Raw genomic sequence first — 19,209 nt, 5'->3', positions numbered from 1 at the left:
CAATATATCAACGCTAATCGCCCCGCTTTCTCTGACACCTCAAGAGTCTCAAACTGACGTCATTCAACCAGTGTTATGAGCAAGCCGCTACGTGACAAGGAAATATTCAGACTGGCCGCTGTATCCCTTGTTCTCGATCTGTATTCCCCACCGAGTCAGGGGGTGGCAAGCCTGATAGTGAGCTTGAGCTGGCAATTAAACGCCGCAGGCTCTACCGGACTACACCTGTGTGGCTCAAATGTGGACTCGGAGGAAAAAGAAAAAGGCCACTATTTCTAGTGGCCTTTCGTAACTCTTTGATTGCTTTACTTAATAACTGGTGCCCGAGGCCGGAATCGAACCGGCACGACGCGAACGTCGAGGGATTTTAAATCCCTTGTGTCTACCGATTTCACCACTCGGGCACCGCAATCGGTATCAAGCTCGCGTGGCGGGCTTGTCAATATGGAGGCACGTTCCGGAGTCGAACCGGACTAAACGGATTTGCAATCCGCTGCATAACCGCTTTGCTAACGCGCCATGCAAAAGAGAGTTGGCTCTCTATTGTCTGAATTTGGAGCGGGAAACGAGACTCGAACTCGCGACCCCGACCTTGGCAAGGTCGTGCTCTACCAACTGAGCTATTCCCGCATTGGTCTGGCTGACTGCCTGACTACGAGGACGCATTCTAGCGATGTTCCTCGCCCAGTCAACCAGAAATATTTAATTACCTGATCGTTCGGGCGTTTTTTGCCCTTTTTGAACAGTTTTAGCGCCTTTGGCCGTTTCCTGCCTCAAATCAGCGGAAACCTCACCTTGCAGCGCGGGTGACTCACAGGTTGGCGTGGTGAGTCAAATCGCCCCAGGCTGCCTTCATGTACTGGAACATCGACCAGAAGGTGAGCACGGTGGCGACATAGAGCATCACATAGGCGAGCCACACCATCCAGACGTTGTATTGCCAAATCAGACCGGTGAGTGACACCATCTGGATCATGGTCTTCCACTTGCCAATCCAGCTGACCGCCACCGAGGAGCGTTTGCCGAGCTCGGCCATCCACTCACGCAGGGCGGAGATGATGATCTCGCGGCCAATCATGGTCATGGCGGGGATAGTCACCCAGATGGTGTTGTAGTGTTCGACGATGACCACCAGCGCGGCGGCGACCATGATCTTGTCGGCAACGGGGTCAAGGAAGGCGCCAAAGGCGGTGGACTGATTGAGCTTGCGAGCCAGATAGCCATCAAACCAGTCGGTGGCAGCGGCCAGAATAAAGATGATGGCGGCAGCCAGATAGGACCATTGATAAGGCAGATAGAACAGGATGACGAAGACGGGAATGAGCAAAATCCGGAAAAACGTCAACAGGTTAGGTATGTTTGTCATTATTTTCAGCCACTTCTTGTACGTCGCTACATAGTGCGCCAAAGCCGATTTGCGATGCAACCGCACTGGCGCCCGTCTTGGTCTTTTTAATCCATCAATCTTCTCAAAATGCGAGGGCCATTATGGCATTTACGGCCCCCCCGCGTCACGGCTCTTGTGCATCAAGGAGTTAGCGATTTTGCCATGCCGTTAACCCTGCTCAGGCGCTGTGCAAACCATCGTGGATGGTCTGGGCCAGCTCCTGACTGATGCCGGGTACCTTGGCCAGTTCATCCACGCTCGCCTTTTTGACCTCCTGCAGGCCGCCCAGATATTTGAGCAGCGCCTGCCGCCGCTTTGGCCCCACCCCCGGAATATCCTCCAGACTGCTGCTGGTGCGGGCCTTGGCACGCCGCGCCCGGTGGCCGGTAATGGCAAAACGGTGGGATTCATCGCGAATATGTTGAATAAGGTGCAAAGCGGGCATATCTGCCGGTAAATGCAGCTCTTCGTGGCTCTCCCCCATGATGAGAGTTTCCAACCCCGCCTTGCGGGTGACCCCCTTGGCAATCCCCACCAGCAGCGGATATTTACCGCCGAGAAACTCCAGCTGACGGGCCAGGATCTCTTCGGCGCGGCGCAACTGGCCGAGTCCACCGTCGATAAACAGCACGTCCGGCACCTTGTCCGGCTCCTGCTGCTTGCCAAAGCGGCGCTCCAGCGCCTGCTCCATCGCCGCGTAGTCATCACCACCTGTGATGCCGTCGATATTGAAACGACGATATTCCGATGAGAGCGGCCCCTCCCGGTTGAACACCACGCAAGAGGCCACGGTGCGCTCCCCCATGGTGTGGGAGATATCGAAACACTCCATGCGGGCGATGGGGCGCTCCAGCTCCAGCAGCTCTTCCAGCTGGTCGTAGCGGGCGGTGATGGTGCTCTTGTGAGCCAGCCGCGAGCGTAGCGCCGTCTCGGCGTTGATGGAGGCGAGCTTGATAAAGCGGGCCCGTTCGGCGCGGGTACGGCTCACCACCCGCACCTTGTAGCCTGCGGTCTGGCTCAGAGTCTCGGCGATGACGCTCTCGTCCTCAAGGGCCACATCGAGCAGCACCTCGCTCGGGATCTGCCGCCCCCCCTGCCCCGACAGATAGAACTGCAGCAGGAAGGATTGCACCACCTCGTCGAGTTGGGTATCGGCCGGCACTTTCGGGAAGTAGCTGCGCGAGCCGAGCACCTTGCCCTGACGGATAAAGAGCACGTGGATGCAGGCAGCGCCTTGCTCGAAGGCGACCCCCACCACATCCAGCTCGTCCAGCACGTTGCCGCTCACCGACTGCTGCTCGGTGACCCGGCGCAGCGCCAGGATCTGATCCCGGTAGCGGGCCGCCTCTTCAAAGCGCAGATCACCGCTGGCTGACTCCATCTTGCCCACCAGCTCGCCAATCACCTGCTGGTTCTTGCCCGCCAGAAACAGCTTGGCCAGCTCCACCTGCTGGGCATATTCGGCCTCGCTCACCAGTCCAGGTACGCAAGGGCCAGCGCAACGCTTGAGCTGGTAGAGCAGGCAGGGACGGGTGCGGTTGGCATAGACCGCATCTTCGCACTGACGCACCGGAAATATTTTCTGCATCAGATGCAAACTCTCGCGCACCGCGCCGCCAGAGGGGTACGGGCCGAAGTACTCCCCCTTCACCTTGCGGGCACCGCGATGGACGCCGATGCGTGGATGCTGGTGCGCGGTGATGATGATCCAGGGGTAGGATTTGTCGTCCCTCAGCAGCACGTTGTAACGGGGCTGGTACTGCTTGATGAGATTGTGCTCGAGGATCAGCGCCTCGGTCTCGGTGTGAGTGACGGTGACCTGGATATCGGCGATCTGGCGCACCAGGGTGCGGGTCTTGATGCTGTCGACGTTGGTGCGAAAGTAGGAGGCGAGCCGCTTTTTCAGATCCTTGGCCTTGCCCACATAGATCACGGTGCCACCGCTGTCATACATGCGGTAGACGCCGCTCTGATGGGTGACGGCGCTCAGAAACGCCTTGCTGTCGAAGAGAGGTTCGGGAGAGAGGGTCATCAGCTACTCGGCTCACACAAAGGCAAAGATTGACGGGCAGAGCATACTGCCCCCGCGGCCTGAAAAGCAAAGGGGCAGAAAAGCAAAAAGGCGGCACGCGCCGCCTTTGTGACCACACGCCACCCGATTAGAGGGTATCGGCATCCAGCATGCCATAGCGAATGGCCAGATGGGTCAGTTCCACGTCACCGTTGATCCCCAGCTTGCTGAACAGACGATAGCGGTAGCTGTTGACCGTCTTCGGGCTCAGGTTGAGCTGCTCGGAGATATCAGTCACCTTCTGCCCCTTGGTGATCATCATCATGATCTGCAGCTCGCGCTCGGAGAGGGACTTGAAGGGATTCTCGTCAGCGGAGGCAAATTGGCTGAGGGCCATCTGCTGGGCAATCTCCGGGGAGATGTAGCGCTGACCGGAGTGCACCAACCGGATCGCCTGGATCATCTCGTCAGGGGCTGCCCCCTTGGTCAGGTAACCGGCAGCGCCGGCCTGCATCACCTTGGTGGGGAACGGATTTTCTGAATGAATTGTCAGCACTATGATGCGCACATCGGGGCGGATCCGCAGAATTTTGCGGGTCGCTTCCAGACCACCAATACCCGGCATGTTCATGTCCATCAGGATCACGTCCGGATGGTGTTGGCGGCAGAAAGTGACTGCGGTCTCGCCGCTCTGTGCTTCGCCCACCACCTTGATCCCGCGCACATCTTCAAGAATGCGTCTTATCCCTGTACGCACCAGCTCATGATCATCGACCAGGAATACATTTATCACCCAAACACCCCGTTTTATCTCGTTTTAGCCGCCCGGTTAGGGTTAACAGGGCGTCTTGCATCATAACCAAACTCGTCGCTTTGGCAAACCATGCACGCCAAAAGTTTGAGAAAACCCATGTTTAGCGTTTAAAATCAAATAATTATATAAATTTTCAAAACAAAAAACGGTGTCTTGCGACACCGTTTTTCATGATGTTAGTGCTGTGGCCATCACTTGGCCAAAAAGGCCCGCACCTTCTCCAGATCGGCCTGGGTATCCACCCCGACCGGCGGCGCTTCAAGGGCCTGGGCGACGTGGATCTTCTCCCCGTACCAGAGCACCCGCAGTTGCTCCAGTGCCTCGACCTGCTCCAGCACGCTCGGTGCCCAGTCTATGTAACGCTGGATAAAGCCGGCGCGATAGGCGTAGATGCCGATATGACGCTGGTAGTGGTCACCAATCTGCTCGTGACTGTTGGCAAAACGATCCCGATCCCAGGGTATGCTGGCGCGACTGAAGTAGAGGGCGTAACCATCCTTGTCAGTCACCACTTTCACTGCGTTCGGATTGAACGCCTCTTCGGCATCCTGGATCGGCACCGACAGGGTCGCCATCGGCGCCGTGGCGGCGGCCAGATTATCCGCTACCTGACGAATGATGGCGGGCGGAATGAGCGGCTCATCCCCCTGCACATTGACGATGATGGTATCGGCGGCAAAGCCGTAGTGACGACACACCTCGGCCAGACGCTCGGTGCCGGACTGATGATCCGGTGAGGTCATGCACACCTCGACGCCGGTGCTCAGCAGTGCCTGCTGCACCCGCTCGTCATCGGTGGCGACGATCACCCGATCGGCACCCGATTGCAGGGCTTTCTCCACCACGTGCTGCACCATGGGCTTGCCATGGATATCCGCCAGCGGCTTGCCCGGCAGACGGGTTGACGCATAGCGGGCAGGAATGACGACGACGAAACTCATGACGGCAGCTCATCGCTGTTGAGCGGACGGGCACGGTTCTCCAGTAGTACCGGGATCCCATCTTCCAGCGGATAGGCCAGCTTGTCGAAGCGGCAGACCAGCTCATGAACTGCTTTGTTGTAGTGCAGCTTACCCTTGCAGACTGGGCAGGCGATGATGTCGAGCAACTTGATGTCCAAAGCCAAAACGATACTCCTTCAACGATGTCGCGCTGGCGGCTTCATCACGCCAGCGATGGATGTCGAGCAACCAGATATTCCATACGGGGCATATCAACCCCCTGCTCCCCCACTGAGGCGAGAGAGATTAATCTTGCGCCCTGATCGCGCCCTTCCCCTTTGTCCCCAGCTTGTGCAGCAGGGTATCGAGCAAGGAGGCGGGCAACTCGGCACTGACCGGCAGATACCACCAGTTTGCGAGGGCAAACGGACGACACTTGACCGCATCCTTCTCGGTCATCAGCAGCGGCTTGCTGGCAAAGCGGCCCACCAGCTCATCCCGATCGAAGGGGTGATGATCGCCGTAGGCGGCCTGTTGATCCAGCTGATAGCCGAGCCCTTCCAGGGTGGCAAAGAAGCGGGGCGGATGACCGATCCCAGCCAACGCATCGACCGGCCCCGACAAGGGGGCAGCCAGCGGGGCATCGTCGCGCACCCGGCGCGGGGTGTCGGCGACCAGTTGCATGGGGTACTCCCCCTTGCCCGGCTCGCCGCCGTTGCAGATGATGGCGTCCACCCGTTTGAGACGAGTGACCGGCTCGCGCAGCGGCCCCATGGGCAGCAGGCAGGCATTGCCGAAACGGCGCGCTCCGTCCACCACCACCAGCTCGATGTCGCGGGCCAGCGCGTAGTGCTGCAGGCCGTCGTCGGTGATGATGATATCCACCTCACCGCTCTGCTCCAGCAGTCGTACCGCGTCGGCCCGTTTCGGGGCAACCACCACCGGACAACCGCAGCGCCGGGCAATCAACACAGGCTCATCACCTGCTTGCGCCGTGGTGCTGGTCTCATCCAGCCGATAGGGGTAATGGGGCGCCTTGCCACCATAGCCACGGCTCACCACCCCGGGGCGATAGCCGCGGGCTTGCAACTGCTCCACCAGCCAGACCACCACCGGCGTCTTGCCGTTACCCCCCACCGAAATATTGCCCACCACGATCACCGGCCAGGAGGAGCGATACCCCTTGCGCCAGCCATGACGATAGGCGTAGCGGCGGGTGCCGCTGATGATGGCAAACAGCAGGGCAAAGGGGGCCAGCAACCAGCGCCAGCCACTTTTGCGATACCAGAGCCGTTCCAGCATCAGGCCTTGCTTCCCGCGTTGCCAAACTGAATGGCGCGCAGCTGGGCATAGGTGCCGCGCTGCTCCATCAGTGCTTCGTGGTTACCGCGCTCGACGATATGACCTTCGTCGATCACCAGGATCTCGTCCGCCTTCTCGATGGTGGAGAGACGGTGGGCGATCACCAGCGAGGTACGCGCCTTGCAAAGCTCGTCGATAGCCGCCTGAATGTGGCGCTCGGATTCGGTATCGAGGGCCGAGGTGGCCTCATCCAGCAGTAGAACCGGCGCATCGCGCAGCAGGGCGCGCGCAATGGCAACACGCTGACGCTGGCCGCCGGAAAGGGATGCACCGTTCTCGCCAACCACAGTGTCATACCCGTTGCTCATCTTGCTGACGAACTCGTCGGCGTGAGCGATACGGGCGGCCTGCACGATCTGGTCTCGGCTGTATTTGTCTTCTGCGGCGTAGGCGATGTTGTTGGCCACCGAGTCATTGAACAGGTGAACATGCTGGGAGACCAGCGCGTACTGCTTGCGCAGCTCGCTCAACTTGTATTCGCGGATGTTGATGCCGTCCAGCAGGATCTCGCCCTGATCGATGTCGTAGAAGCGGGTCAGCAGGCTGGCAATGGTACTCTTGCCAGAGCCGGAACGGCCCACCAGCGCCACCGATTTACCCGCCTCCACCTTGAAGCTGACGTTGTGCAGCGCCGGAGTATCCTTGGTCGGGTAGGTGAAGGTGACGTTGCGAAACTCGATCTCGCCGCGGGCACGCTCCAGAGTGCGGGTGCCAGTATCCTGCTCCGGCTCGGTGTCGAGCAGGCCAAACAGGCTGTGGCAGGCGGTGATGGCGCGCTGGAACTGGTTGTTGACGTCGGTCAGGCTTTTCAGCGGCTTGAGCAGCATCATCATGGAGGTGATCATGACGGTAAACGTACCGGCCGTCAGAGTTGACTTGACGCTGTCAATGGTCGCGACGTAGAGGAAGGCAGCCAGCGCGATGGAGGCAACCATCTGCACAACAGGGCTGCCGATGGCATCGGCGGCGACCATCTTCATAGTCTGCTGGCGCATGTTGTTGCTGACCTGGAAGAAGCGTTTCTCTTCCACCTTCTGGCCACCAAACATCAGCACCTCTTTGTGCCCTTTGAGCATCTGCTCGGTGGAGGTGGTGATATCACCCACCGCCTGCTGAATGTGACGGCTGATCTGGCGGAAACGACGGCTGATAAGGCCGATGATGACCCCCACCAGCGGGCCAACCACCAGGAAAATCACCGATAACTGCCAGGAGTGCCAGAACATCAGGCCGAGCAGACCGACCACGGTCGCCCCTTCCCGCACCAGGGTCACCAGCGTGGTGCTCGCCGCCGAGGAGACCTGACTGGCGTCATAGGTCACCTTGGAGAGCAGATGACCGGTGTTCTGGCGGTCGAAGAAGCTCATCGGCATCGCCACCATGTGATTGAACACCTGCTGTTGCAGACGCATCACAACGTGGTTGCCGACCCAGGCCATGCAGTAGTTGGAGAGAAAGTTGGCGACACCGCGCAGGGCCACGATGCCGAGGACGAAGAAGGGCATCCATTTCAGAACGGTGCTGTCGTTGCCATTGATGCCCTGATCGATCAGCGGCTTGATGGAGTAGACAAAGGTGGTATCCACGGCGGCGTAGCCCAGCATCCCTATGATGCCACCGACCAGGCCCAGCTTGCGATCACGGACATAACCGAGCAGGCGTTTGAATACTGGCCAGCTCTCTTGTGAGGTTTCTTGTTGCATGAATAGCCGTTAGTAATGGAAATGACGGGCTATTCTAGCCAAAGCGCAGGCTTACACCAAGCGCCGCCACCTATATCGCATTCCCACACGGCAGAAATGGCGGATTATTGCTCAAACCACACTCGCGGTCGCCACCAGTCGCCACTGCGCCGGTACCAGGGCCCCAGATCTCGCTCGGCGGTGACGCTCAAGCCCGCTGCGGTGGGTTCGACCAGCATCGCCCCTTGCTGACCGGTGATCCACTGGCGGGCATCCCGATAGCGGGCCACTACATCGGGACGGGGAAAGCCCCACTGATTCATAAAGCCGGCGCTGTGGATCACATCCTTTGCCGCCACCGCCGCGACAAACGGGGGCGTGGAGGAGGTGCGACTGCCATGATGGGGGCTCACCAGCAAGGTGCTGGCCAATCCCTTTCCCTCCAGCGCCACCAGCCGCTGCTCGGCCTGCCGCTCGATATCGGCACTGAGCAGCACGCTGCGCTGCCCATCGTTGATACGCACTACGCAGCCATCGTTATTGCGCCCGCCACCGGGACGTTCTGGCCAGAGCACTGCAAACGAGAGCCCCTGCCAGCGCCACTGTTGCCCACGCTGGCACAGGGTGGTTCCCTCACTGAAGGGGTAAGAGGAGAACTCGTGGCGCACCGGCATGGCGCTGAGCAGTCGCTTGCGATTGCCGGCATGGTCCCGATCATTGTGGCTGATGATGAGGCGATCGATGACCCGGATCCCCAGATGGCTCAGCTGAGGCAGGATCACCGCGTCCGCCATGTTGTAGCCTCCGGGATAGCGATCACCTGTGTCATAGAGGATGGCACGCTCCCCCTTGCTGATCAGCACTGCCAGCCCTTGCCCCACATCCAGCACCCGCAGTTGCCAGCGGACTGGCGTTGGCCAGAGCGCCAACAACAGCGCACACAGACCCGGTAGCCAGAGCCAGCGTGCCGGGCGCCACTGCGCGGCGAACCAGAGCAGCAACAGCAGGGTGCAAAGCGGTAGCCACCAACCGGGCAGTGGCCACCACAGTTGCAGTTGTTCGGAAAGCCAGCTCAGGATCGTCAGCACCCACTCGAGCCCCAGATCCGCCAGCCAGAACAGGCCGTAGGCGAGCAAAGTGGAGATCGGCGCCAGCAGCACCCCAATCAACGCCAGCGGTATGATGGCGATACAAAAGAGCGGTACCGCCAACAGGTTGATCACCATGGCAAGAGGCGCTATCCCCTCGAACAATGCCAGTTGCAGCGGCAGCAGACCAAGCAGCAGCCAGAGCTGGATCTGCCAGAGCCCCGGCTTGTCGTGGAGATATCCCACCAGCAGCAGGATGGCCACCGCCAGAAACGAAAGCCAGAAGCCGGCCGAATAGAGGGCGAAGGGATCCCAGAGGGTCAGCACAACAAAGGCCCACAGCCAGATGCGCCAGGCCGGCCACTCCCGCCGGCTCCAGCGCAGCACACTCCACACCAGCACCATGATCAGAGCCCGTTCGGTGGCCACTGCAAATCCGGCCAACGCGCTGTAGACAGCGGCAAACAGCAGGGAGGTGATGATGGCGCCGCGCAGACCAAACAGCCTGCCCAACCACCACCCAAGCACCGCCACCAGCGCGATGTGTTGCCCTGAGATGGCGATGATATGGGTCAGGCCGCTGCCGCGAAACAGCTCCCACTGGGCATCCGTGATGCCGCTCTGCTCGCCAAAAGTGAGCGCCGCCAGCAAGTGAGCATGATCAAGTGGACGCCAACTCTCGGTCGCGGCCCCCAACCAGCGTTCACGCCAACCCGCAGGTGCCTGTTGAATATCTATCACCCGACGCAGATTGCCGGTGGCGGTGATCCCCTTGCCCAGCAGCAGACGCCGCCCATCCAGCCCCGCCTCGTTGGCCAGACCGTGAGCCGGTTTCAACGAGGTCATCAGGGTGATCCGGCTACCTACCGTCATGGCTGGCAATGCCTGATAGGCATTGACCCGGATCAGGGGCTCAGGTGTCACCGGTTGTTCGTCGAGGATGCTCACCCGCAGCAGCAGCCGGACAAATTTATCCCCCTCGGGCTCTGCACTTTGCAGCTGTGCGGTTATCATGTGGCTCGTCTGATCGCCCAACCGCTCCAGCCAGGCCAGCCGATAGGCAAGATTGGCCTGCATCCAGAGGATGCCGAGCAGGAGAAACAGCCACCGCCAGGCACGGCAATATGCAAGGGGGATCAGCAGGGACAGCAACAGGCCCCCCCATGCGAGTGAAGGTAACCATGGCCAGAGCAGTGAGGAGCTTGCCCCCAGGGCAAACGACAACAGACGCAGATCCATGGAGCAAGTATTTAGCAAGGTTTCAATATGCCCAAACGACTCATTAAACGCTGGATGCCCGATCAGCAAACCCTGAAAGAACACAAGCACCTGCGGCTGTTCGGCAAACTGCTGCTCGATGCCAACCTCTGGCACCTCAACCGCCGCTCGGCTGCCGGGGCATTTGCGGTGGGCCTCTTCATGGCCTGGGTGCCGCTCCCCTGCCAGATGCTGCTGGCTGCCGGTGGAGCCATCCTGTGCCGGGTCAATCTGCCGCTCTCGGTGGCGCTGGTCTGGCTCTCCAACCCCTTTACCATGCCGCCCCTGCTCTATGGTGCCTATCTGGTGGGTTGCCAGCTGCTGGGACATTCGGCGCAGCAGATAGAGATTGAGTTCACTTGGGAGTGGCTGGTCTCGGTGCTGGGAACTGTGGCACCGCCGCTGTTGCTGGGCTCGCTGATCCTTGCCCTGCTCAGTTCTCTTATCGGTTACACCCTGATCCGTACCTTTTGGCGGATCAGCACGGTGCGCCAGTGGCAAAAACGCAAGATGGCCCGCCCATGCTGAGTCGCTGGTTTTCCCGCTTCAAGCTCGATCCCGACACGCTTCGCCAGCAGAAGTGGTTTGCCCTGTTTGGTGAGCGACTGCTTGCCCCTGCCCTCTGGCAAGGGGGCACTCGCGCCCTGAGTGGTGCGGTGGCGGCCGGGATCTTCGCCTGCTGGTTCCCCATCCCGATGCACTCGCTCATCGCAGTCGGTCTGGCGCTGGCATTCAGCCTCAACCTGCCACTGGCGCTGCTGGCGGTCTGGTTCAACAATCCGCTGACTTTGCCGTTCATGTATCTCTACGCCTATCGCACCGGTTGTCTGGTACTGCACCAGACACCGGAGCCTTTCCGCCTCAGCTGGACCCTGCACTGGCTGGAGCAGGAGGCGGCCACTCTGGTGCCTCCCTTCCTGCTCGGCAGCCTGCTGCTGGCGGTACTCACCGCCCTGAGCGGCGGCGCCCTGACCGCGCTGCTGCTGCAACTGCGCAAGCTGTGGCAAGGTGCCCGCCACCAGTGAGCCCCCTTCCCATCGTTTGACGATCAGCCGTTGGCGATCAAAAAAGCCCGTCACCAAGATGACGGGCTTTTTCATGGCATAGTGCTGCATAGTGCCAGAGCATCAGGCGATGCGATTACAGCACCTTGGCAATGGCCTCGCACAGGGGATCGATATTGGCGCGGGTAATACCGGCTACGCTGATCCGGCCTGAGCCGACGATGTAGATGGCAAATTCGCTCTTGAGGCGCTCCACCTGATCCTTGGTGAGACCGGAGAAGGAGAACATGCCGTTCTGCTCGCGGATAAAGCTGAAATCCTGGCTCACGCCGAGGGCAGCCAGCTTCTCTACCAGCAGCTCGCGCATCTCGCGAATACGCACCCGCATGGCGGCCACTTCTTCGACCCACTCGGCATAGAGAGCCGGATCGCTCACCACGGCGGTGACCACAGCGGCGCCGTGTGACGGCGGGTTGGAGTAGTTGGCACGGATCACGGTCTTGACCTGAGTGAAGGCCACATCGGCAATCTCCTTGGTCGCGCTCACCAGCGTGAAGGCGCCGACCCGCTCGTTATAGAGGCCGAAGTTCTTGGAGAAGGAGCTCGCCACCAGCAGCTCGTCATGGCACTCGGCGAAGATACGCAGGCCTTCGGCATCCTCTTCGATACCACGGGCAAAACCCTGATAGGCGAAGTCAAACAGCGGCAACCAGCCGGCAGCAGCACTCTGCTTGGCCAGCGCGCGCCACTGATCGCTAGTGGGGTCGATACCGGTCGGGTTGTGGCAGCAACCGTGCAGCAGCACCAGCTCACCCGGCTGCACTTCGGCCAGCGAGGCCTGCATGGCGGCAAAGTCGAGTCCCTTGGTGGCGGCGTCGTAGTACTTGTACCACTTGACGGTCAGGCCCGCGGCCTGGAATACGCTGACGTGGTTGGCCCAGGTGGGATCGGAGATCCAGATGGTCTTGGCCAGACCGTTGCGCACCACGAATTCGGCCGCGATACGCAGGGCGCCGGTGCCGCCCGGCGCTTGGGCGGTCTTGGCGCGGCCGCTGGCAACCAACGCAGAATGCTGCCCGAACAGCAGTTGCTGCACGATGCGGCCATATTCGATATTGCCTTCAATACCGAGGTAGTTCTTTGTCTTCTCGTCGGTCAGCAGCTTCTGCTCGGCTTTCTTGACGCAGTGAAGAATGGGGGTGGCACCGGACTCGTCCTTGTAGATCCCTACGCCCAGATTGATCTTGTGGCTGCGAGAGTCAGCGCGGAAGGCTTCGGTCAGGCCCAGGATCGGATCCGCTGGGGCGGCAACAACCTTTTCAAACATGGTATTCCCTGTATTCCGTTGAGTTCGTTGGGTGGCAAAGCGGCTTGATAAACAAAAGCGCTCATCTGGCGAGCGCTTCGTCAACTCTTTATATCACCGCGTTCAATGGGGGAAAACCGCTTTTTGGCTCGCTTTCAGGCCAATTTCAACCAACGGCATGCCACGCTGGCGCCAGTGCGCACACCTCGGCAGACAAGCCACCATTGGACTCAACCAAACCGCTACAAACTGCTAACAATGACTTGGGGATCCGGCTCAGCTCCCAGGGCCGAGCCTCAATCAAAGGTTGGGCATACGCGCTGAGGATGGGGGCCAGATCACGGGGCAGCCACCAGCTGGCCGGACGGCCCAAGCGCTGGGCCAGCGCCTGCAGCCGATCCACCCCGGCAGGGTCGAGGGCGGTGAGATGACTCCACAGCACATTGGGGGGCAAGGCGGCCACCACCTGCTGCAAGGCTAGAGGAGCCGATGGGGGGGACCACACCAGCAAGGTGCCGGGTTCAAGAGGCAGCTCGGCAAAGGCGCCAACGCTGTCTGTGGTGATCACCCGCTCGATACTCCCCTCCCCCCACAGGATCTTGCCAAGACCCGCCAGGGTGCGCTCGGGCAGCGCCACCTCCCCCAGCGCCTGCAACCAGGGGGCTGCGTCGATCAGGGTGCCGCCGCTGAAAAAGAGGCTGAACGGCTGGGCGGCGCGCAAGCGCAACAGCTGATCGGCACAGAGCCGGATCCCCTTGTCCTCGAAATCAATCTGCTCGTTGGGGGTGAAGTTCACTTCGCTCTTGCGATAGAGCGCCGCCAGCACCCGTTCGTTGACCAGCTCCCCCAATTGCCAGCCCTGAGCATGCAACCACTCCTCAGGTTCGGGGGGCGCGGTGGCGATCTCGGCCAGCATCAGCTCGCGGGTGAGATAGCGCCGTCCGGCCGGGGTGAGCTCATAGCAGTGGCTGCCATGGGCGAGCAGCAGCTGGTTATCCTTGAGCAGGCCCACCAGCGGTTGCCACTGGCGGCCACGGATCACCACAGGTGAGTGGCTCAGCAACTGCTGCGCCAGTGCCCGCCATTCGGGGTGACTAAAGTCGATCAATTACAATCCATCCCTGTCAGTGCTCAATCGGATAAACAAACAGCCTGAAAAGGTACCGTTACAGGCCGATGACGCCAAGCCTCCCGCGCCAATTACGTGACTTCGCTCCCTGCAATTTTCCCCAAACAGAAGAGCCCACCGTGGGGTGGGCTCTTTCTTGGATAACACTCGACGCTTATTCGACGTTGAGGCGCAGTTCGGCGTCGTGCCAACCCAGTGGCAGGGTCAACAGCTGATCGATCAGCTCCCGGCGATCGGATTTCTCCAGATAAGCGAGATAGAGCGGACGGCTCAGCGGCTGGCCCCCTTCTACCAGATGCAACGCCCCCTTCTCGAGGAAGGGGCTGACCATCCGCCGTGGCAGGTAGGCAGCGCCACCGTTGGCCAGCACGAACTGCAACGCCATGCTGGCAGAGCTGGAGTGCAGCACCGGGGTCTTTTGCAGGCTCTGCAACCGGCTCGGCTGCGGCTCGAAGCTGGTACCCCAGTCGAGATGGATGTGGGGCATCTGCATCAGGTTGTCAGCATTGGCCGCCGGATCCCGGCTCACCAGCTCGAACACCAGCTCCCCGATGGGATGCAGGGCAATCTCGTCGATCTTGGTCGGCTCGGAGAGCAGAGCCAAATCGAGAGAGCGTTCCAGCAACTGACGGCAGAGGTGCTCGCGGGAAGCCGTTTCCAGCCGCACCGCCAAGCCGGGCGCCAGCGCATAGATGTGGTTGAGCCAGTCATTGAAATCGAGCTCCCAGAAGACGGCGGGAGCACCGATAGCCAGCTGCTGGCTGAAACCGGGCGAGAGCGCCACATCCTGTTTGGCACGACCGAGGGTATGGAGGATGGCGTCTGCATAGGGCAGCAGACGCTCACCGGAGGCTGTCAAACGGATGTTGTTGCGATGACGGGCAAACAGACTAACACCGAGTTGCTGTTCAAGCTGGCGGATCCTGAAGCTCACCGCCGACTGGGTCAGATAGAGATTTTCAGCAGCCCGGCCAAAGTGCCGGGTCTTGCTCACCTCGATAAAGGTCCGAAGCAGCTCGGTATCCATTAATCGATGGACTCGTCACTGCCGCCGCCGCTGCCACCGCCGACATCAAAGCTGCCGCCACCGCTGCTCTCTTCGCTGGCGCCGCCAACGACGGTGCAGAGGCGATGAACGCGCTTGGGACCGATCACCTTGAGGTACTTGAACCACACCTTGGCATGGGGGTTGGCACCGGCTGCGCCGGATTTGACCTGTTCGACGAAGGCGGACTCGACATCGTCACGGGGTGCAAGGTTGCCCTGGTAGAGTGCCAGCATGGCGGTACCATACTTTTCCAGACTGTCCGCTTCGGCCACAGTGAATTCGCCACTGCGACGCAGGCCACGGGGAAAATGTTTGAAGTCGTTGAAACGCTTGTCTGATTCGAAGCTCATAGTGCTCTTTTTTCTGGTTAGTTTGACCTTTGCGGGCAAGTATCATCAGGCCATCGCCGAGTGCAAAATCAATTTTCTCACTATGTTAATAAATATCTTTTATCGAAGTCACTTTGCCCCATCGTTGACGCCGATTTTGTGGCATAACACACAAAAAACGTTGATAAATAATAAACTTATGTAAACGTGCAGCCAATTTGCACGTCACTTTTTGGACTGTGCAGGCAAAAATAAAGCGCCATACGGCGCTTTATTTATCACATCAGGTGAACCAGCTGAACCTTTGGTTCAAACATGCTTACTCAATCATGGCCGGTTGGGCCAAGTTGTCGGCACGCCACAGACGGTAGCGCACTTCATACTCCTGCGGCACGTAGATCACGAACGGCAGTTTTGAGTTGTAGTTCACGAAGAAGCCCTGACCGTAGATCTGGACGAAGGTCTCTTTCTGTTGGTTATCCGGGCACATCATCAGGGTGCTGATGGGGTCGGAGACTTTGCCCAGTTTCAGGTAGTTGTAGCCCCAGCCTTTGACGCTGTGCTGTTCCAGGTTGCCTGCAAAACGCGGTACGTTGCAATCAACCATCATCTTTTTGCCGACCTGCAGCTCGACCATCATGTCGGCTTCTTTCTCGACTTCAGGCAGGCGGATCACCACACGTTCCTGATTCACGTCAGCGGCTGGGAACATGCTGATATCAAATTTTTTCGGCTCGGCGGCGAAGGCATGGCCACCCAGCAACAAGGCGCCCAGCAGGCTAAAACGCAATACGGTTTTCATCTGTACCTCATGGGGTTGGTTCAACGCCGCTAGACTAACCGCTCTGCCGATTTCATGCCAGCGATCTGCTACGTAAAAACTGCGTAAAATGATGCAGATCCGGCACACCATGACGTGATCTGGCTATTTTCTGACAGGGCGCACACTCCCGTTGCGGGAACCTGAAACAAAAAGCGAGGCCAATTAGCCTCGCTTTGCATTCAAATGGCGCCAGAGTGCTATTTGGCCGCCTCTTGATGGGCCTTGATGACGGCCACCGCCTTGTCGGGGAAGTCGCTGAACACCCCATCCACATCGGCCTGATAGAGGAAGATGTTAAGGAGATCGGTAAAGTCCTTGGCATAGGCCGGGATCTGCCCCTCATCCTGACGGAAGGTATAGGGGTGAACTTTCAGGCCCGCCGCATGGGCTTCTTTTACCATGCCGGTGAAGACCGGTTTGCCCAAAGTGCCCGGCTCGGTGACGATCATCGGTTTCCACGGGCCAATCCCTTCGGCATAGCTGGCGATGGTTTTCATCGCTCCCGGCTTGAACATCCAGTCATAGTTGTAGGGGGTCGCCTTACCCTTGGCGTCGTAGACCATGGTCTCGTTCCAGTCGGTCTCGGCCATCAGCTGCACCAGTTTCAGATCCATACCCATGGCGGGCATCAGCTCGCTGTTGATGCGCTTGAGTTCATCGGCATCGAAGCACTGCAGATAGACCTTGTCATCCTTCCCGGTGTAGCCGTACTCCTTGAGCACCCTCAGCACTGCTTTGGAGATATCCTTGCCTTCGTGACGGAACAGCCAGGGCGCCTTGATCTCCGGGTAGATGCCGATGTTCTTGCCGGTGCTCTTGTTGAGCCCCTGGATCATCTCGATCTCCTCCTGGAAGGTGTGGATCTTGAAGTCTGACTTCCAGAGCGCGAAACGGGCCGGATAGACCGGCACCTGCTTGCCATCCACCAGCTGGAACGGCTCGGTCATACGCAGGGAACGCACCTCGTCCAGGGTAAAATCCACCACATAGTAACGACCGTCCGGACGGGCACGGCCAGGGAAGCGCGCAGCCACATCGGTGATGCCATCGAGGAAGTGATCGTGCATCACCACCAGCTGGTCATCCTTGGTCATCACCAGATCCTGCTCCAGATAGTCAGCCCCCATGCCATAGGCCAGCGCCTTGGACTCCAGGGTATGCTCGGGCAGGTAGCCGGAAGCGCCACGGTGGGCGATCACCACCTTGCCTTCATCGGCAGCCAACACGGGTAATGAGAGGGATGCCCCAAGGCTCAAGGCGATGAGGGAAACGGCGAGTTTTTTCATATGTGATGCTCTTTATTATTGTGTGTAGGTAATTGTTCTATCAGAGGTTTGTTGCATATTTACGGTGGAAAGCGGTGGGCAGCAGCGCACTGCCCACCGTCACTCATCAGCTCGCCTTGCGCAGAGCCTGATGGTATTGGTCGAGCCAAATCTGCAGGATCTGCTGCTCTGAGTCGTTCAGGCGCAGCCCCAGCTTGCTGCGGCGCCAGAGGATATCGTCCAGTGAACAGGCCCACTCCCGCTCGATGAGATAACGCACTTCCGACTCGTGCAGGCCGCCACCGAAGTGAATGCCGCGATCCTCTTTCAGCCAGAGACGGGCATGGGCACCATAGGCCTCGGCAATACGCAGGGCACTGCGATCATCGAGCCAGTCAAACTCCAGCGCAAAGGCGCGGGCCAGCTCGCGCACCGAGCAGTCAAACTCGCCGCCGGGCAGACGGCTGGTCGCCGTCCAGTCATCCCCCATCTGGCTAAACCAGGGCTTGAGCTTGTTGCAGGCGGCCTGCGCCAGCTTGCGATAGGTGGTGAGCTTGCCGCCAAATACCGAGAGCAGCGGCGCACCGTCGGATTCGCCAGAGAGTTCGAGGGTGTAGTCGCGGGTCACCGCCTGCGGCGAGTCTGACTCGTCGTCGCAGAGCGGGCGCACCCCGGCGTAAGTCCAGATCACATCTTTCGGCGCAATTTGGCGAGTGAAGTGGGCGTTGACCACCTTGCACAGGTAGGTAATTTCGGCCTCGCTGATCTTCGCTTCCCGCGGGCTGCCGTGGTGCTCCACATCGGTGGTGCCGATGAGAGAGTAGTCCTGCTGATACGGGATGACGAAGACGATGCGATTGTCTTCGTTTTGCAGGATATAAGCCTCTTCGCGCTCATGGATGCGCGGCACTATCATGTGACTGCCTTTAATAAGGCGAATGCCGCGGGGGGATTTCTCGTGCAGGCTCTCGTCATAGAAGGTCTTGACCCAGGGGCCCGCTGCATTGACCAGACCACGGCAGGTGACGGTGAACTGCTCGCCCCCTTCCCGCTCCAAAGTGAGCGTCCAGTGTTTGGAACCGCGCACCGCCTTGATGCAGCGAGTGCGGGTCTGCACGTCGGCCCCCTTGTCACGGGCCATCATGGCATTGAGCACCACCAACCGGGCATCGTCGACCCAAGCGTCCGAGTATTCAAACCCCTTATTGATCCCTGCGGTCAAGCCATCTTGCGGCAGGAAGCGCACGCCACAGCTCCCCTTTAGCTTGTCGCGCTTGGCCAGATTGTCATAGAGGAACAGACCGGCGCGGATCATCCTGGCCGGACGCAGGTGCGGGCGGTGCGGCAGGCGAAAACGCATGGGACGGGCGATGTGAGGCGCCATACCGAGCAGCACCTCACGCTCCGCCAACGCCTCTTTCACCAGCCGGAATTCGTAATGCTCGAGATAACGCAAACCGCCGTGGATCAGCTTGCTGGAGTTGGACGAGGTGGCAGAGGCGAGATCTTGCGCCTCAAACAGGGCAACCTTCAGACCCCGTCCTGCCGCATCGGCTGCGATGCCGACCCCGTTGATGCCGCCACCGACGACGACCAGATCATAATGTTCGCTCATGTTCACCTACTTTCATTTTTATGATCGCTATAACAGCAATGTTTGATTTCGCTCATTTTAGAACATGAAAATACAACAAACGAACATTTTATGGTGAAAGTGTGATCGCCACAGCCCGCCAGAGGTGGCAAAGAGGACAGGTCAGCTG

At 59.6% G+C, this 19,209-nt stretch carries 17 protein-coding genes and 3 tRNA genes; 2 read left to right on the top strand and 18 right to left on the bottom strand.

The window, feature by feature from the left end:
• Positions 1-317: 317 nt before the first annotated feature.
• The 11 genes from ACTG27_RS03310 to ACTG27_RS03260 form a co-directional block, all read right to left on the bottom strand.
• Positions 318-404, bottom strand: a tRNA-Leu gene (locus tag ACTG27_RS03310).
• Between the two features lie 41 nt (positions 405-445).
• A tRNA-Cys gene (locus tag ACTG27_RS03305) sits at positions 446-519 on the bottom strand.
• A 35-nt stretch (positions 520-554) separates the two neighbouring features.
• Positions 555-630: transfer RNA gene (locus tag ACTG27_RS03300), tRNA-Gly, on the bottom strand.
• 181 nt (positions 631-811) lie between these two features.
• Entirely contained in the window at positions 812-1,366 is a 555-nt protein-coding gene (gene pgsA, locus ACTG27_RS03295) for a CDP-diacylglycerol--glycerol-3-phosphate 3-phosphatidyltransferase (RefSeq protein WP_031227442.1), read from the bottom strand.
• 199 nt (positions 1,367-1,565) lie between these two features.
• Entirely contained in the window at positions 1,566-3,419 is a 1,854-nt protein-coding gene (uvrC, locus tag ACTG27_RS03290) for an excinuclease ABC subunit UvrC (RefSeq protein WP_128835466.1), read from the bottom strand.
• Positions 3,420-3,546: 127 nt separating this feature from the next.
• Positions 3,547-4,191 carry a UvrY/SirA/GacA family response regulator transcription factor gene (gene uvrY / locus ACTG27_RS03285; RefSeq protein WP_005337448.1) on the bottom strand — a complete coding sequence of 215 codons (645 nt, stop codon included), beginning with the start codon at positions 4,189-4,191 and terminating at the stop codon, positions 3,547-3,549.
• Positions 4,192-4,403: 212 nt separating this feature from the next.
• Positions 4,404-5,153 (bottom strand): 3-deoxy-manno-octulosonate cytidylyltransferase, encoded by a 750-nt coding sequence (gene kdsB / locus ACTG27_RS03280; RefSeq protein ID WP_439979087.1) that lies wholly within the window; start codon positions 5,151-5,153, stop codon positions 4,404-4,406.
• Complete coding sequence (locus ACTG27_RS03275; RefSeq protein WP_439979086.1) at positions 5,150-5,338, bottom strand: Trm112 family protein; 189 nt, start codon at positions 5,336-5,338, stop codon at positions 5,150-5,152. The genes kdsB and ACTG27_RS03275 overlap by 4 nt, the downstream gene beginning before the upstream one ends.
• Before the next feature lie 121 nt (positions 5,339-5,459).
• Complete coding sequence (lpxK, locus tag ACTG27_RS03270; protein WP_439979085.1) at positions 5,460-6,455, bottom strand: tetraacyldisaccharide 4'-kinase; 996 nt, start codon at positions 6,453-6,455, stop codon at positions 5,460-5,462.
• Positions 6,455-8,218, bottom strand: coding sequence for a lipid A ABC transporter ATP-binding protein/permease MsbA (gene msbA, locus ACTG27_RS03265; protein WP_005359702.1), 1,764 nt, complete (start codon positions 8,216-8,218; stop codon positions 6,455-6,457). The genes lpxK and msbA overlap by 1 nt, the downstream gene beginning before the upstream one ends.
• A 104-nt stretch (positions 8,219-8,322) precedes the next feature.
• Complete coding sequence (locus ACTG27_RS03260) at positions 8,323-10,524, bottom strand: DNA internalization-related competence protein ComEC/Rec2 (RefSeq protein WP_439979084.1); 2,202 nt, start codon at positions 10,522-10,524, stop codon at positions 8,323-8,325.
• 27 nt (positions 10,525-10,551) lie between these two features.
• Between ACTG27_RS03260 and ACTG27_RS03255 the strand changes: the two genes are divergently transcribed.
• Both ACTG27_RS03255 and ACTG27_RS03250 read left to right on the top strand, forming a co-directional pair.
• Positions 10,552-11,070: a DUF2062 domain-containing protein gene (locus tag ACTG27_RS03255; RefSeq protein WP_005350890.1), complete on the top strand. Its 519-nt coding sequence runs from the start codon at positions 10,552-10,554 to the stop codon at positions 11,068-11,070.
• On the top strand, positions 11,064-11,567 hold the full coding sequence (locus ACTG27_RS03250) for a DUF2062 domain-containing protein (protein ID WP_158111213.1): 504 nt from the start codon (positions 11,064-11,066) through the stop codon (positions 11,565-11,567). The genes ACTG27_RS03255 and ACTG27_RS03250 overlap by 7 nt, the downstream gene beginning before the upstream one ends.
• Before the next feature lie 115 nt (positions 11,568-11,682).
• On the opposite strand, the gene ACTG27_RS03245 is transcribed toward ACTG27_RS03250, so the two are convergent.
• The 7 genes from ACTG27_RS03245 to glpD all read right to left on the bottom strand — a co-directional run bounded on the left by ACTG27_RS03245 (position 11,683) and on the right by glpD (position 19,061).
• A complete protein-coding gene (locus tag ACTG27_RS03245) occupies positions 11,683-12,873 on the bottom strand; it encodes an amino acid aminotransferase (protein ID WP_005350888.1) in 1,191 nt (396 codons plus the stop codon).
• A gap of 145 nt (positions 12,874-13,018) precedes the next feature.
• The gene (locus tag ACTG27_RS03240) at positions 13,019-13,960 is read right to left on the bottom strand and encodes a hypothetical protein (RefSeq protein ID WP_439979083.1); all 942 of its coding nucleotides are present in this window, start codon (positions 13,958-13,960) and stop codon (positions 13,019-13,021) included.
• Positions 13,961-14,135: 175 nt separating this feature from the next.
• Positions 14,136-15,008 carry an HTH-type transcriptional regulator HdfR gene (gene hdfR, locus ACTG27_RS03235; RefSeq protein ID WP_005337525.1) on the bottom strand — a complete coding sequence of 291 codons (873 nt, stop codon included), beginning with the start codon at positions 15,006-15,008 and terminating at the stop codon, positions 14,136-14,138.
• Complete coding sequence (gene maoP / locus ACTG27_RS03230) at positions 15,008-15,379, bottom strand: DUF413 domain-containing protein (RefSeq protein WP_005337527.1); 372 nt, start codon at positions 15,377-15,379, stop codon at positions 15,008-15,010. Before maoP ends, hdfR begins: the two co-directional genes overlap by 1 nt.
• A 298-nt stretch (positions 15,380-15,677) precedes the next feature.
• Positions 15,678-16,160, bottom strand: a complete 483-nt coding sequence (eco, locus tag ACTG27_RS03225; protein WP_005337529.1) for a serine protease inhibitor ecotin — start codon at positions 16,158-16,160, stop codon at positions 15,678-15,680.
• Positions 16,161-16,378: 218 nt separating this feature from the next.
• On the bottom strand, positions 16,379-17,467 hold the full coding sequence (glpQ, locus tag ACTG27_RS03220; protein ID WP_439979082.1) for a glycerophosphodiester phosphodiesterase: 1,089 nt from the start codon (positions 17,465-17,467) through the stop codon (positions 16,379-16,381).
• 106 nt (positions 17,468-17,573) lie between these two features.
• Entirely contained in the window at positions 17,574-19,061 is a 1,488-nt protein-coding gene (gene glpD, locus ACTG27_RS03215; protein WP_439979081.1) for a glycerol-3-phosphate dehydrogenase, read from the bottom strand.
• Positions 19,062-19,209: the final 148 nt, after the last annotated feature.

Origin of the sequence: Aeromonas sp. 97A (genome assembly GCF_051919185.1) — a bacterium.
GTDB classification, from domain to species: Bacteria; Pseudomonadota; Gammaproteobacteria; order Enterobacterales; family Aeromonadaceae; genus Aeromonas; species Aeromonas veronii.
Note: the sequence above shows the minus strand (reverse complement) of the source record. Positions and strands in the feature narration are given on the sequence as shown.

What these genes read in the sequence shown, in the direction of transcription:
- pgsA (WP_031227442.1), bottom strand. Translation starts at nt 1,366, where the DNA reads ATGACAAACATACCTAACCTGTTGACGTTTTTCCGGATTTTGCTCATT.
- uvrC (WP_128835466.1), bottom strand. Translation starts at nt 3,419, where the DNA reads ATGACCCTCTCTCCCGAACCTCTCTTCGACAGCAAGGCGTTTCTGAGC.
- kdsB (WP_439979087.1), bottom strand. Translation starts at nt 5,153, where the DNA reads ATGAGTTTCGTCGTCGTCATTCCTGCCCGCTATGCGTCAACCCGTCTG.
- lpxK (WP_439979085.1), bottom strand. Translation starts at nt 6,455, where the DNA reads ATGCTGGAACGGCTCTGGTATCGCAAAAGTGGCTGGCGCTGGTTGCTG.
- msbA (WP_005359702.1), bottom strand. Translation starts at nt 8,218, where the DNA reads ATGCAACAAGAAACCTCACAAGAGAGCTGGCCAGTATTCAAACGCCTG.
- ACTG27_RS03260 (WP_439979084.1), bottom strand. Translation starts at nt 10,524, where the DNA reads ATGGATCTGCGTCTGTTGTCGTTTGCCCTGGGGGCAAGCTCCTCACTG.
- ACTG27_RS03255 (WP_005350890.1), top strand. Translation starts at nt 10,552, where the DNA reads ATGCCCAAACGACTCATTAAACGCTGGATGCCCGATCAGCAAACCCTG.
- ACTG27_RS03250 (WP_158111213.1), top strand. Translation starts at nt 11,064, where the DNA reads ATGCTGAGTCGCTGGTTTTCCCGCTTCAAGCTCGATCCCGACACGCTT.
- ACTG27_RS03245 (WP_005350888.1), bottom strand. Translation starts at nt 12,873, where the DNA reads ATGTTTGAAAAGGTTGTTGCCGCCCCAGCGGATCCGATCCTGGGCCTG.
- hdfR (WP_005337525.1), bottom strand. Translation starts at nt 15,008, where the DNA reads ATGGATACCGAGCTGCTTCGGACCTTTATCGAGGTGAGCAAGACCCGG.
- maoP (WP_005337527.1), bottom strand. Translation starts at nt 15,379, where the DNA reads ATGAGCTTCGAATCAGACAAGCGTTTCAACGACTTCAAACATTTTCCC.
- eco (WP_005337529.1), bottom strand. Translation starts at nt 16,160, where the DNA reads ATGAAAACCGTATTGCGTTTTAGCCTGCTGGGCGCCTTGTTGCTGGGT.
- glpQ (WP_439979082.1), bottom strand. Translation starts at nt 17,467, where the DNA reads ATGAAAAAACTCGCCGTTTCCCTCATCGCCTTGAGCCTTGGGGCATCC.
- glpD (WP_439979081.1), bottom strand. Translation starts at nt 19,061, where the DNA reads ATGAGCGAACATTATGATCTGGTCGTCGTCGGTGGCGGCATCAACGGG.